Origin of the sequence: Mycobacterium sp. EPa45 (assembly GCF_001021385.1) — a bacterium.
Taxonomy (GTDB): Bacteria; Actinomycetota; Actinomycetes; order Mycobacteriales; family Mycobacteriaceae; genus Mycobacterium.
This window is the reverse complement of record NZ_CP011773.1, coordinates 1,864,767-1,878,257: the sequence shown is the minus strand read 5'-3', so window position 1 is coordinate 1,878,257 and position 13,491 is coordinate 1,864,767. Positions and strand designations below refer to the sequence as shown.

The window sequence follows — 13,491 nt, the reverse complement described above, 5'->3', positions numbered from 1 at the left end:
GGTGACGCCACATTCCGAGCTCAGCACACGACGCCGAATCCCGTCAGCGGGCCGTCGCACTTGCCGACGCGTTCGGGCGCGCCGGCAAGACGCTTGTCCGCGCCCTCGACGAGCGGCTCGGCGACCATGGTGTGTCCACCCCGCGTTCGAAGGTGCTCTTCGAGGTGAACCGCTGCGGTCCGGTGCGGCTCACCGACCTGGCCCGGACGGTGGGCATCACCCAGGGCACCGCCTCCACCCTGACCGACGCGCTGGTCCGCGAAGGTTTGGTCGAGCGCTGCGCGGACGACTCCGACCGCCGGGTGACGCTGCTGCAGACCACTGCGACCGGCCGGCGACAGGCCGAAACCTGGGCGACCGCCTATACCGCAGCGGCGGAGGAGTTGTTCGGCATCCTGTCCGGCAAGGAGCAGTTGGCGCTCACCGAGTTACTCCAGCGCCTCGCCGACTCGATCAATGACTGAGGCGCCGGAGCCCGTCGCCCGCACCTCGCACGGCACCCCGTTGACCACCTGAGTGTTGCTGGGCACGTCGATCAGATCGGGTGGGTTGAGCAGGTTGGAGTTCACACCTGGGTGGTGGTTGGCGACACCGAGCCTGCTACCCGACACACCGTGCCCCCAGCCGTGCGGCAAGGAGACCACCCCGGGCATTATGTCGTCGCTGACCTCAACGGGCACAGACACTTTCCCCTCCGAAGTGCGAATCTCGGCGAGTTCGCCGTCGCCAACCCCGATCCGCATGGCATCGTCGGGATGGACGAGCAGCGTGCAGCGGTCCCGCCCGCGCATCAGCGACGGCACGTTGTGCAGCCACGAGTTGTTCGACCGCAGATGGCGCCGACTGGTCAGCAGCATCGACTCCTCGGCCCGGTCAAGGCGCTCGCGCAGCCGGGGCACGTCGTCGACGAACAAGTCGTGCACCAGCTCGATGGTCCCGGACGGCGTGGTGACCGCGGATTCCAGGCGGCCGCCGTCGAGTTCAGCGAGCCGTAGGCCGTCGGGATGCTTGCGCACCTCCTCGAGGGTCAGCCCGTCCGGATTGGCGCCCAGGCCGTCGCCCCAGGGACCGAGACGGACGTACAGATCGTAAATACGCTCCGGCCCTTGGCCTTTGAGTGCAGCCATCACCTCGTTCGGGTCGCGTCCGGTCAGCGGCGTGCCCGGCTGAGCGCACATGGTGGCGACCAGTCCGCCGGTGTACAGGTCGTCCATCGCGGCGACGTCCACCTCGGGCGCCGGCGTACCCAGCAGGGCGCCTGAAAGACGAAGGAGCACTTCCCATTCGGTCGGTCGCAACGGGTCGGGCGCGAAGACGGGTTCGGACCACTTCAGGCAGGAGGCGACGGCATAGATCCAGTACAGATCGTCGGCGTGCGGCCGTTCCAGCGGCGAGAGACCGGGGAAGATGACGTGGGCGTGCCGGGTGGTCTCGTTGAGCCAATTGTCCACGCAGATCAACGCGTCCAGTGACGCCAGCGCCTCGTCGAGGCGGCCCGCCGCCGGCGCCGAGATCGCCGGATTGCCCGCGACCGAGATCATTGCGCGGATGCGTCCCGCACCAGGAGTGGTGATCTCTTCGGCCAGGCAGCTGACCGGGAACTGCCCAAGCACCTCGCCAACGCCGCGCACCCGCGACGTGAAACGGCCGAATTCCCAACGCGGACCAAGCTGATCGGGTGGCTTCATGAACATCGGCGAGTACACCGCCGGGGTGGGGAACACCGCTCCCCCGCGCCGGTCGACCGCACCCAGTGCGGTGTTCAGCACGAACACCAGCCAGGTGGTCAGGGTGCCGAACTCTTGGGTGCAGGCCCCGATCCGGCTGTACAGCACGGGGTTCGGCGCCGAGGCGAGGTCATGAGCGAGCCGCCGGATCGTTTCGGCCGGGATACCGCTGGGGCCTTCGACGATCTCCGGAGTGAACGGTTCGGCGAGGGCGATCACCGCATCGAGTCCCTGGACGCGTCCGTCGAGGTGCGTATGGCTGCGCAGCAGCCCGTCGGCGGCCAGCGTTCGCAGCACTGCGAACAACACCAACGCGTCTGTGCCGGGCCGGATCGGCACCCAGTCGGTGGCCCGCTGGGCGGTCTCGGTGCGACGAGGATCGATGACCACCACCCGACCGCCGCGCTTGCGGATAGCGGTCAGATGACCTGTCACGTCGGGCGCCGACAGCATCGATCCCTGCGATGCGGCGGGATTGGCGCCGATCACGACGAGATGGTCGGTGCGGGCCAGATCGGGGATCGGCGCGTTCCACATGCCGCCGAACAGCAGGGTACTGACGACATTGAGCGGCCACTGGTCAACCGTGCCCGGCGAGTAGTACGCGCCCATCCCGGCCGCGGCGCCCATCCCGACCAGGGCGCCGATGTACGAACTCAGGCCCAGGTTGTGCGCGACCGGATTACCGACGTACACCGTCACCGCCTGGGCGCCGTCGCTGTCCAGCACCGGCCGCAGGACCCGCTCCGCTTCGGCGAACGCCTCCTCCCAGGAGACGGCGATGTGAATCCCGTTGGGCTGCTTGATCATCGGTGCTCGCAGGCGATCCGGGTCGTCGTGCAGTTGGCCGAGAACAGTGCCCTTGGGACAGATATGCCCGGCCGACCAGACATCGTCGTTGTTGCCGCGAATGTCGGTGACCCGGCCACCGTCGATCGTCACGCGAAGCCCGCACATGACCTCGCAGATCGGGCACGTCACCCGGTGGACGACGCCGTCAACCTGATCCGACCGCTGTCTGGACACGTGTCCAAGTTAAGCAGGCCTCGACGGCGAACACAATGGTCAGGAACCTCGTCGGCCCGCACGCCAGTCGCCGATCGCTGCCAGGCGGCGCCGCTGCTGGCCGGCGACCCCGGCGTCCAGGCCGCGATTGCGCTGCTCGAGGTAGCCGATCACCCGCTCACGGTGCTCGACCGGGTTGGCATCGTCGTACTTGAACTTGGCCTCGACGCGCTCGACCGCGAGCCGAAGGCCGCGGATGCCCGGGAGCATGCGGCCGTACGGGTCCTCCTCCACGGCGACCTCGGCATGCCGACCCTCGGGCTGGAAGTCGTCCAGCTGGGCCGCGAGGATCTCGACCTTGCCCTGGGGTTCGTCGATGATGGTTGGGCGACAGACGAATTGGACCGATGCATAGTAGCTGGTCGGCACCCCGTCCTCGTCGGGACCGCCGGCCTTGGCACGCCAATACGTCGGGATGTAGGCGTAATCACCAATGACCGCGACCCGCACCTCGGTTGCGACCTCGAGGTGCACCCAGACCGGGTTGGGCCGCGCCAGGTGGATCAGCAGCTCCTCGCCCGCCACGGTGAAGTGGGTGGGCACCAGCACCGGCGCCTGCGCGGGGTCGACGTTGTTGACCGCGAGGACACCGAACCGGCCGGTCGAGGCCAGCCACTCCTGCCATTCGGCGGCGTCCAGTGCGGCATCCCAGGGATGAATCAGCATGGCGGTCAATCGTTCCCCGGCGGCCCGCCTTACGCAACAGGTTTGAAGGTGAGGTGCAGTTCGCTCAGGCCGCGCAGCAGGAACGTCGGCTCGTAGGTGTAATGCCGGGCATGGGCAGGCCCGTGCTGTGTCTCGTCGATGGCGAGGTCGGCCATGCGGTCCAGCAGCCGGTTCAGCGTGACTTTCGCCTCGACGCGGGCCAGCGGCGCGCCGGCGCAGGTGTGGATGCCACGGCCGAACGTGATGTGCTCGCGGACGTTTTTGCGGTCAAGGTGGAACTCGTCGGGGTTCTCGAACTTGCGCGGATCCCGGTTGGCCGCACCCAGACAGAGCATCAGCACGGTCCCGGCCTTGATGTCCACTCCGCCGAGGGTGGCGGTCTTGCGGGCCAGCCGGAAGTCGACCTTGGTGGGACTCTCGATGCGCAGTGATTCCTCGATGAAGTTGCCGATCAGGCTGCGGTCGGCACGCAGCTTCTCCTGAAGGTCGGGACGCTCGGCGAGCACCCGCGCCGACGCGCTGAGCAGTTTGACGACGGTCTCCTGCCCGGCGGCGAACAGGAACGTCGCCGCCCGGACGACGTCGACGACGTCGGGCGTCGTGCCGTCGGGGTATGTCGCTGCGGCAAGGGAATTCAGCACATCCGCACGCGGCTGCGTGCGGCGCTCGTTGATGTAGCCGGTGAACTTGCCGTCCAGCCACTCCAGCGGATTGACCGCGACGGGAGTGTGATCAAGTGCGCCAACCGCACTTCCGGGCTCCTTGCCCGCCCCGAGGCTCGCCCGGAATTCCGCACGGTCATCATCCGGCACACCCAGCAGATCGGCGATCACCAATGTGGCGAAGGGCTTGCCGTACTCGGCCAGCAGCTCGCACTTGCCGTTGCCGATGAACTCGTCGAGCTGGCGATCCGCCAGCTCCCACATGAAGTCTTCGTTCTCTTTCAGCCGCGCGGGTGTGAGCAGCCGGCTGAGCAGCGAGCGGGCCCGGGTGTGCTCCGGCGGATCCATCACCACCATCATCTCGTTGATGGGGAACAGGTGCCGGTGCGCATCGATCTGCTCGGAGATATCGTCGCCCTCAGGCTCGAACGGCAGCGGCGGGAAGGGGCCCCCGATCGCGTTCACCGCCGAAAACGTCTCGTAGTCCTTGAATGCCGCGACCGCCTCGTCGTATCCGGTGACGGCCACGACCCCGTAGTTGGGCTCGCGGAACACCGGGTTCTGCGCGCGGATGTAATCCAGGTAGTCATAGGGATCCTGGGCGATGGCTTGGTCAGAGAAGTAGTCGGCGCCGGCCAAATCGGTCATTCTCGGGACCCTTTCACGATGCTGATGGCTTGACGCGGGCAAGCGGCCACGGCGGCCTCGACCTGCTCGCGCATGTCGTCTGCGGGCGACTCGAGGCAGGTCGCCAGATCGTCGGATCCGACATCGAAGACCTCCGCGGCCAACTCGACGCACAGGGCATGGCCTTCACACAGATCACGATCAACACGCACGCGCCAATCAGCCGCCGTCATCCTGCCATCTCCACGATTTCCGTTACCTGTGTTGATCGATCGATCAAATTCTTCTGACATGCTTACCACGGCGGTAAATCACCGGTCAAGCGCCGCGCCAATTGGTCGTCTAGCCAACCGAGGAGCACTCCTGAGAGGATGGCCGCTATGGCGTCGACACCGAAAAGCAAAGACAAAGACGCCGGCGCGCGTGAACGGTTGATGGAGGCGACCGCGCACATCATGCGCGAGGAAGGGTACGCCGCCGCCACGTCGCGGCGCGTGGCCGCCCGCGCCGGGGTCAGGTCCGCCCTGGTGTACTACTACTTTCCGACGATGGACGATCTGTTCGTCGCGGTGCTGCAGGCGGGTTCGGAAGCCTCGTTGGCAAGAATGCGTCAAGCGATCACCGCCGACGAACCGTTGCGCGCATTGTGGTCCATCAACTCCGACCCGCGCTGGACCGGCCTGTACGCCGAGTTCGTCGCACTGGCCAACCACCGCAAAGTGATCAGCGCCGAACTCAAGACCTACGCCGAACGTGTCCGCGACATCGAAACCGCTGCTGCGACAGTTGCTTTACGCACGCGTGGCATCGATCTCACCGAGTTTCCGCCGGTCGCGATCTCGATGCTCGTTGCACAGACCGCGCGCAGCCTGTGCAACGAGAGCGCGATCGGGATGACCGAGGGCCACAAGGAATTACGAGAGCTGGTCGACCGTTACCTGGACTGGGTGGCCTCTACCAAGGACGCGCAGGCTACTTGAGCATGCTTCCGCCGTCGACCGTCATCGGCAAGCCCGTGACGTAGCGGGACTCGTCGGAGGCCAGAAACAGCACCGCATTGCTGATGTCGACCGGCTCGACCCAGCCGATCGGCAGAACGTGCATCATCTGAGCCACGACGGCCATGTCGTCGGGCCCCGGGTTCTCCAGGTCCGGCCGGAACAGCTTCATCGTGCCCTCGTTCATGAACAGCGGGGTGTTCACGTTGGTGGGGTGCACCGAGTTCACCCGGATGGAGTGATGCCCCAACTCGACGGCGAACGTGCGCATCAGGCCGACTACGCCGTGCTTGGCGGCAATGTAGTGACCGGTGTGCGGGTAGGCCTTGAGCCCTCCCACTGAGCTGGTCAAAATGATCGAACCACCGCAGCCGCCCGAAATCAGATGCGGAACAGATGCTTTCACGCTCTTCCAGACACCGGAAAGGTTGACGTCGATCATGTCATTCCAGTCGGCCTCGCTGGTGAGATCCAGCGTCTGGCCACCGTTGCCGATACCGGCATTGGCCACGATGATGTCCAGCCTGCCGAGCTGCTCGACGCCACTGTCCACGGCGTCCTTGATGGCGGCATAGTCGCGGACGTCGACCTCTGCGGCCACGACCCGGCGGCCCAGGTTCTTCACCAGATCGGCCGTCTCTGCCAGGTCATCGGGAGTGGGAGCCGGGATGTCCGCATTGCTGCTGATGCGCTTGCACACATCGATCGCGATGATGTCCGCACCCTCTTCCGCCAACCGGATCGCGTGACTGCGGCCCTGACCGCGCGCGGCACCGGTGATGAAAGCGACCTTGCCCTCGACTCTTCCAGCCATGAAAACCCTCGTCTCCGACAGAACCTGACGCGCATACCGCGCAGGACGATTACTGATCCAGTTTTTGATCGATCGATCAAACTGTGACAGCAGCGCTGCGTCGTGTCAAGGTCAGCGCATCCCGATCCGGATGTTCTTCACCTGTAGGAATTCGTGCAGACCCTCCAGGCCGCCGGTGCGACCGAATCCGCTTTGCTTGTAACCGCCGTAGGGACCCTGCGGCGCCATATCGCTGAAGTGGTTGACCCACACCGAACCCGACTCCAGACGTCGAGCCACACTGTGCGCGCGGACGAGGTCGCGGGTGTGCACGAAGGCATTGAGGCCGTAGACACTGTCATTGGCGATCGAGACAGCCTCGTCGTCATCGCGGAATCTGATCAGAGACACCACCGGTCCGAACGTCTCGACCTGAGCCAGTTCCGATGCGTTGTCGACGTCGCCGAAGACCGTCGGCTCTATGTAGTAGCCCGCCGCGAAGTCGCCGCCGATACGCCCTCCCCCGGTGAGCAATTGGCCACTGCCCTGGCTCGCCGCATCGTTGACCGCGGCGAGGATTCGCTCGAGAGCGGCTTCTCCGATCACCGGACCGAATGTGACGGCACGATCCAGTGGATCACCGATCTTGGCCTCCCCGATGCGAGCAAGGAAAACGTCGACGAACTCGTCGTAGATCGCGTCATGCACGAGAATCCGGCTTGCGCACGCACAGCTCTGCCCGGACTGCATCAGCGGACCCTGGTGGGCCGCCAACGCGGCAGCCGTCGGCAGGTCGGCGTCTTTGAAGACCAGGTTGGCGGACTTACCGCCCAACTCCGCCACCACTGGCGTCAAGTTCGTCGTGGCCGCCGCGATCACCTTACGGGCAGTCGCGCCGCCACCGGTGAAATGCACCTTACGGACACCGGGGTGGCGGGCCAGCGCGTCGCCACCCTCCGCCCCGGCAGGGACCACGCTGACCAGACCCGGGGGCAATCCGGCCAGCAGACACAATTCGCCGAAGCGCAGCGCCGCCAGTGGCGCCAGCTCAGATGGCTTGAACACGACCGCGTTTCCCGCGGCCAGTGCTGGCGCGACGCAGGAGGCGACGACGGCCAGTGCGCCGTTCCAGGGTGCGATGACGGCCACGACGCCGTAGGGCTCGCGCTCGATCAGGTTGATGTCGAACGAGCCGTTGACCGGAGTGCTGGCGCCGTGCGGCTTGTCGACGTAGCCGGCGTAGTGGCGCAGGAATCGCTCGACCAGCAACGCGGTACCGGCGTACGAGATCGGCACCGCATAGTCGTGGACGTTGAGTTCGGCGAGCTCGTCTAGATGCTCATGCACGAGGTCCGCAAGATCGATCAACAGGTCGCGACGCCGGTCCACTGTCCACGACATCCAGGTGCGCTGCGCCCGCTGGGCCGCGCCGACCGCCCGATCGATCTCCGGCGGGCCGGCCAGTGAGACAACGACATTCGGCCGTCCGGTCGCGGGGTAGATGTGGTGATGAGTGCCCGCCGAGGTCTCGACGACGCGCTCCCCGCCGATCAGCAGACCCGCCGGCGCAATCGCTCCGGTCACGACGGACTGGCCCCGGCGCGCCACTCGTCGAGTACACGCTGCTTCTGATCGGCGATGGCCTGGGTCAGGTGTGAGGCCTTGGGCCAGCCGTAGTAGGCGGCGAAGTGCAGTGCCAGCTCATCCATCTCGTCGAAGGTGACGTCGCGACTTTTCAGCGCGGCGTAGACGTGGCTGATGATGGGTATCGCCGCATCCTGGAAGGCCACGCAGGCGACGGTGATCAGCCGCCGTTCCTTCATGCCGAGGCCGGGACGCAACCACATCTCGCCGAACACGAAGTTCAGGATTCCCGCACCGGAGTAAGGGTTGTCACGGATGGGCGCGAACGGAATGCAGTTGATTTCCTTGAAGGACTGCTCGCCGACTTGCAACCGGATCTCGGGATCGCTGGGGGTGATCAACGGCAACAGTGGGTCCGGCGGTGGCGGTGGCTGTCCGCGGTCGCGGTGGATGCGCTCCCATTGCTCGTCGACCACCATGTTGAACCATGAGGCTTTCGGCCAGCCGGCATAGACCGCGAAATGCAGCACTGCTTCCCGCATCTCGGTAATCGACACATCACCACTGTTGAGCGCGGCATAGACGTGGTCGCGGAGCGGGGCCTCGGCGTCGGCCGCTGCAACGCACGCCAGGGTGACGAACCGCCGGTTGCGGCGGCTCAACCCGGGACGGCCCCAGACCTCGCCGTAGACGAAGTCGATCAGCCCGGTCGCGGCAGGCGTGTCATCCTGCGGCGCAGCGAAAGTCATCACCTCGGCGAACGCCCGCCGACCACGCTCGCGTCGGTCGGTGTCGATCATCGGATCGTCACGCCGGCGTCGACCTTGAGCTCGGTTCCCGTCACGTAGCGGGATTCGTCGGAAACCAGGTACAGCACCGCATTGCTGATGTCGATCGCGTCGACCATTACCACCGGCATCGCATTCAGGAAGATCGGGACCAGATCGGGTCGCCCCTCCCCGAGCACCCGGTGAAGTGACTCCGGCCGCATACCCGTCTCGACGCCGGTCGGATGCACGGTGTTCACCCGAACACTCACCGCGGCAAGCTCATTGGCCAACGCTCGACTCAACCCGACGACACCATGCTTGGCAGCCGTATATGGCAGGTGCAGGGGTGTACCCTTCAGCCCCGCTGCCGAGCTGATGTTGACCAGGCTCCCACCATGCGTGACCAGGTGCGGCAGCGCTGCGGCACACGTGTTCCACGTACCGATGAGATTGACGTCCAACACCGTTCGCCACTGCTGCGGGGTGGTGGCATCCCAGGCCCCCACCGTGAGCACGCCCGCGTTCGACACCGCCGCGTCCAGGCCCCCGAGTTGCGCAACGCCGTCGTCGACTGCCGCGGCCAGCGCTGCGGCGTCCCGCACGTCGACGACATGGCTCACCGCGCGGCGGTTGTGCCCCTCGACCAGGCTGGCGGTCTCCGCCAGTTCTTCGCGGGTCGCCAACGGATACTCGACCTCCGGCAACGATTCGCAGATGTCTACCAAAATCAGGTCGGCACCTTCTTCCGCCAGCCGCACCGCATGGCTGCGGCCCATTCCGCGGGCGGCGCCGGTGACCAGGACCCGCTTACCCGCGACCCGTCCAGTTGTGAGTGTTGTCATGACGCTCCTAGAGCTTGTTGGTGAAGCCGGCGTCGACGGGGAACGTCACCCCGGTGACGTATTTGGCCTCGTCACTGACCAGGTATGCGATCGCCGCGCTGATGTCCTCGGGCTCGAGAAGGTCCACCGGCATAGGGTTCTGCAGGTGCGGGCCGCCGTCGGGGTAGTTCTCCAGAAAGGCCGTCATCGCGGGATTGACCGCCATCATCGTGCGCACCGCCGTCGGATGCACGGTGTTGACCCGAATGCTCTGCGGTGCAAGCGCATTGGAAAGTGTTCGCATCAGGCCGACGAGGCCGTGCTTGGAGGCGGCGTAACCGAGGCCGCCGCCTTGCAGTCCGCCGAATCCGCGTAGTCCGGCCGTCGAGCTGGTGAAGACGATCGACCCGCCCCGTTGTCCGGCGATCAGGTGCGGGATCGCCGCCTTGGCGGTGTGAAATGCGCCGACCAGATTGACGTTCAGCACATCGGTCCACTGCTCGAGTTCTTCGTCGAGCGTCAGTTCGCGAAATGCCATGGTGGCGATGCCCGCGTTGGCGCAGACGATGTCGAGGCGGCCGAACTGTTCGACGCCCGCGTCCAATGCGGTCTTCAGTCCGTGGAAGTCGCGGACATCGGCCACCGCCGCAATCATCTTGCCGCCATTGGCTTCCACGAGTTCGACGGTCTCGTCGAGCTCGGCGCGGCTGGCCATCGGGTATCCGTTGGAGGCGATGTCGGCGCAGATGTCGACACCGATGATGTTGGCTCCGTCGGCGGCTAGCCGAATGGCGTGGCTGCGGCCTTGACCGCGAGCAACGCCGGTGATGAACGCCACCTTGCCGTCTAGAGAACCCATCTGTCCAGCCTCCACTCAGTAACCCGGTTACTGCGGTACAGTAACCGGGTTACTCACCGACGGCAAGGGCATTCGTGGTTAAGGCAGAGAAGACGACCGGGACCGCTGTCGGCAGTCGCGACCGGATCATCGACATCGTCGTCGACATCCTGGAGACCGAGGGATACGACGCGGTGCAGCTGCGCGAGGTCGCTCGGCGATCCCGCACGTCGCTCACCACGATCTACAAGCGCTATCCCACCCGCGACCACCTGATCCTTGCCGCGCTCGAGTCGTGGATGGATGAGCACCGCTACGCCGGCCTGAGCCGGCAGCACCACGATCCCGCCGAGTCCGTCTACGACGGGATGATGCGCGTGCTCGGCACGATCTTCGAGCCATGGGAGCGGCACCCCGAGATGCTGAAGGCCTACTACCGTTCGCGCACGGCCACCGGACGTGAGCTCGTGCTGCCCCGCGGGCTCGACAACGTGATCCCCGCCGCGATGGAGGTGCTCGACGGCGTCGACGAAGACTTCGTCGCCGATCTCGATACGGTGTTGGCCACCTTGGTATTCGGCTTGTCCGGACGCTTCGCCGCCGGCGAGATCGCCATCACCGAAATCCTGCCCACCATCGAGCGAACGATCCGTTGGTTCACCACCGGCTACGAGGCGACCCGCGGGTAGTCCGCCCGCGGGCGCTACCGTCTTGGCTATGGACTCTTATAAGGCATTACTGGCCCGCCAGGACGGCGATCAGATCACCGCGTCGGTCGAGACAATGGACGCCTCCGACCTTCCGCCCGGCGACGTCACGATCCGGGTCGCCTATTCCAGCGTCAACTACAAGGACGCACTCGCACTCACCCCGCGGGGCGGGGTGGTCCGGGACTATCCGATCGTGCCCGGTATCGACCTCACCGGTGAGGTGGTCGAGTCGGCCTCCCCCGACTTCGCCGTCGGCGACCAGGTATTGGCGCATGGCTACGCGATCGGCACCGGCCATCACGGCGGGTACGCCGAGTATGTCCGACTGCCCGCCGACCAGGTCGTGGCACTGGGCTCGCTGACACCGCGCGAAGGCGCGGCGATCGGAACAGCAGGCTTCACCGCCGCGCTGAGCGTCGAAGCCCTGATCTCCCACGGCATCACACCGCAGGACGGACCAATCGTCGTCACCGGCGCGACCGGCGGTGTCGGCTCCGTGAGCGTGGACATCCTCGCGGCCGCCGGGTTCCAGGTCGTGGCCTCCACCGGCAAGGCGGAGGCCGCTGAATACCTCAAGGCCCTCGGCGCAACGGATGTCATAGGCCGTCTGCCCGAGGACCCTGATGCCAAGCCCCGACCGCTGGGCAAGTCGCGCTGGGCCGGTGCCGTCGACTGCGTCGGCGGGGCCACCCTCGCCGACGTCATCAGCACTCTGGAATACGGGGGCGCCGTGGCGGCCAGCGGCTTGACCGGTGGCCCGGCGCTCAATACGACCGTGATGCCATTCATCCTGCGCGGAGTTTCGCTGCTGGGCATCGATTCGGTGCAGCTGCCCATCGGTCCGCGTCGGGCATTGTGGGAACGCCTGGGCGGTGAGCGCAAGCCGCGTCACCTCGGCGATGTCACCCATGAGGTCGACGTCAGGGATGTCGTCGCGGTCATCGACCAGGTGCGCGCCGGCAAGTACTCGGGTCGTGCGGTGGTGCGGGTCGCGGGCGGCTTCTGAGCCCAACAACAAAGCGGGCCACCGGTTTTCACCGGTGGCCCGCTTCGTTGATTCGTTACCGCGTCACGCGGCGCCCAAGCTCTTCTGCAGGTCGGGCTTCATGGCCTGAAGCTCGCGACCCCAGTAGGCCCAGTTGTGGGTGCCGTTGTCCGGGAAGTTGAACACACCGTTCGTACCGCCCGCAGCCAGGTAGTTGTCGCGGAAGGTGATGTTGGTGCGAATCGTCAGACCCTCGAGGAAGGTGGCCGGCAGGTCGCCGCCGCCCAGCTCGTTGGGCTTGCCGTTGCCGCAGTAGATCCAGATGCGGGTGTTGTTCGCGACCAGCGCGGGGATTTGCAGCATCGGATCATTGCGCTTCCAGCCGCTGTTCGGGTCCTGCGTCGGGCCCCACATGTCGTTGGCCTTGAAGCCACCGGCGTCGCCCATCGACAGGTTGATCAGGAACGGCCACGAACCCTCCGACGGGTTCAGGAAGCCCGACATCGAGCCGGCGTAGATGAACTGATTCGGGTGGTACACCGCCAGGATCAGCGACGCCGAGCCGGCCATCGACAGGCCGATGGCGGCGCTGCCCGTGGGCTTGACACTCCGGTTGGCCGACAGCCACTGCGGAAGCTCCTGGGTCAGGAAGGTCTCCCACTTGTAGGTCTGGCAACCGGTCTTGCTGCACGCCGGCGAGTACCAGTCGGCGTAGAAGCTGGACTGCCCGCCGACGGGCATGACGATCGACAGACCGGACTGGTAGTACCACTCGAACGCCTGGGTGTTGATGTCCCAGCCGTTGAAGTCGTCCTGCGCGCGCAGGCCGTCGAGCAGGTAGACAGCAGGAGAGTTGTTACCGCCACTTTGGAACTGGACCTTGATGTCGTGTCCCATCGACGGCGACGGGACCATCAAGTACTCCACGGGCAGGCCCGGCCGGGAGAACGCGCTCGCCGTCGCCGATTCGCCGACCAAGCCGAGCAGGCCCGGAAGGGCCGCCGCCGCGACTGCAGCGACCGCCAATCGGCGCGGCCAACCGCGCACCTTGTCAAACAAGGACTTCACCAATCCACCCCAGCTTTCTATGACCCCGGTTCTCGGATTCCAGGGTTGAGTAAAACATGTCGTCTCGAACCTATGAAAGTCCACCACGGTACCCAACCTATTGGTCGGGGCTTGTCAGGGGGTCAAAGGAAAACTAATGTCACTTTTAGTTTTTCGCGATGCGTACCTCGACGCCGA

At 65.9% G+C, this 13,491-nt stretch carries 14 protein-coding genes; 4 read left to right on the top strand and 10 right to left on the bottom strand.

Annotated features, from left to right (window positions below):
* Positions 1 to 131 precede the first annotated feature (131 nt).
* Complete coding sequence (locus AB431_RS08890) at positions 132 to 464, top strand: MarR family winged helix-turn-helix transcriptional regulator (protein ID WP_235435862.1); 333 nt, start codon at positions 132 to 134, stop codon at positions 462 to 464.
* On the opposite strand, the gene AB431_RS08885 is transcribed toward AB431_RS08890, so the two are convergent.
* The 4 genes from AB431_RS08885 to AB431_RS08870 are packed head-to-tail and all read right to left on the bottom strand — an operon-like array spanning position 429 to position 4,980.
* Positions 429 to 2,753, bottom strand: a complete 2,325-nt coding sequence (locus AB431_RS08885; protein ID WP_255353537.1) for a molybdopterin-dependent oxidoreductase — start codon at positions 2,751 to 2,753, stop codon at positions 429 to 431. The two genes, AB431_RS08890 and AB431_RS08885, sit on opposite strands and share 36 nt — an antisense overlap.
* Before the next feature lie 39 nt (positions 2,754 to 2,792).
* The gene (locus tag AB431_RS08880; protein ID WP_047329622.1) at positions 2,793 to 3,458 is read right to left on the bottom strand and encodes an FMN-binding negative transcriptional regulator; all 666 of its coding nucleotides are present in this window, start codon (positions 3,456 to 3,458) and stop codon (positions 2,793 to 2,795) included.
* 29 nt (positions 3,459 to 3,487) lie between these two features.
* On the bottom strand, positions 3,488 to 4,768 hold the full coding sequence (locus AB431_RS08875) for a cytochrome P450 (RefSeq protein WP_047329621.1): 1,281 nt from the start codon (positions 4,766 to 4,768) through the stop codon (positions 3,488 to 3,490).
* On the bottom strand, positions 4,765 to 4,980 hold the full coding sequence (locus AB431_RS08870; protein WP_047329620.1) for a ferredoxin: 216 nt from the start codon (positions 4,978 to 4,980) through the stop codon (positions 4,765 to 4,767). Before AB431_RS08870 ends, AB431_RS08875 begins: the two co-directional genes overlap by 4 nt.
* A gap of 138 nt (positions 4,981 to 5,118) precedes the next feature.
* On the opposite strand from AB431_RS08870, the gene AB431_RS08865 reads away from it, so the two are divergent.
* Positions 5,119 to 5,727 carry a TetR/AcrR family transcriptional regulator gene (locus AB431_RS08865; protein ID WP_369803001.1) on the top strand — a complete coding sequence of 203 codons (609 nt, stop codon included), beginning with the start codon at positions 5,119 to 5,121 and terminating at the stop codon, positions 5,725 to 5,727.
* On the opposite strand, the gene AB431_RS08860 is transcribed toward AB431_RS08865, so the two are convergent.
* From AB431_RS08860 to AB431_RS08840, 5 genes are all read right to left on the bottom strand, one after another.
* Positions 5,720 to 6,559, bottom strand: coding sequence for a mycofactocin-coupled SDR family oxidoreductase (locus tag AB431_RS08860; protein WP_047329619.1), 840 nt, complete (start codon positions 6,557 to 6,559; stop codon positions 5,720 to 5,722). The genes AB431_RS08865 and AB431_RS08860 overlap by 8 nt on opposite strands.
* Positions 6,560 to 6,670: 111 nt before the next feature.
* Positions 6,671 to 8,122: an aldehyde dehydrogenase gene (locus AB431_RS08855; RefSeq protein WP_144418224.1), complete on the bottom strand. Its 1,452-nt coding sequence runs from the start codon at positions 8,120 to 8,122 to the stop codon at positions 6,671 to 6,673.
* Entirely contained in the window at positions 8,119 to 8,922 is an 804-nt protein-coding gene (locus AB431_RS08850; protein WP_047329618.1) for a carboxymuconolactone decarboxylase family protein, read from the bottom strand. The genes AB431_RS08855 and AB431_RS08850 overlap by 4 nt, the downstream gene beginning before the upstream one ends.
* On the bottom strand, positions 8,919 to 9,734 hold the full coding sequence (locus AB431_RS08845; protein ID WP_047329617.1) for a mycofactocin-coupled SDR family oxidoreductase: 816 nt from the start codon (positions 9,732 to 9,734) through the stop codon (positions 8,919 to 8,921). The genes AB431_RS08850 and AB431_RS08845 overlap by 4 nt, the downstream gene beginning before the upstream one ends.
* A gap of 7 nt (positions 9,735 to 9,741) precedes the next feature.
* Positions 9,742 to 10,572: a mycofactocin-coupled SDR family oxidoreductase gene (locus tag AB431_RS08840; protein WP_047329616.1), complete on the bottom strand. Its 831-nt coding sequence runs from the start codon at positions 10,570 to 10,572 to the stop codon at positions 9,742 to 9,744.
* Between the two features lie 74 nt (positions 10,573 to 10,646).
* On the opposite strand from AB431_RS08840, the gene AB431_RS08835 reads away from it, so the two are divergent.
* On the top strand, positions 10,647 to 11,240 hold the full coding sequence (locus AB431_RS08835) for a TetR family transcriptional regulator (protein WP_047329615.1): 594 nt from the start codon (positions 10,647 to 10,649) through the stop codon (positions 11,238 to 11,240).
* Positions 11,241 to 11,268: 28 nt separating this feature from the next.
* Positions 11,269 to 12,267, top strand: coding sequence for an oxidoreductase (locus AB431_RS08830; RefSeq protein WP_047329614.1), 999 nt, complete (start codon positions 11,269 to 11,271; stop codon positions 12,265 to 12,267).
* A 63-nt stretch (positions 12,268 to 12,330) separates the two neighbouring features.
* On the opposite strand, the gene AB431_RS08825 is transcribed toward AB431_RS08830, so the two are convergent.
* Positions 12,331 to 13,314: an esterase family protein gene (locus AB431_RS08825; RefSeq protein ID WP_082135605.1), complete on the bottom strand. Its 984-nt coding sequence runs from the start codon at positions 13,312 to 13,314 to the stop codon at positions 12,331 to 12,333.
* Between the last annotated feature and the right edge of the window lie 177 nt (positions 13,315 to 13,491).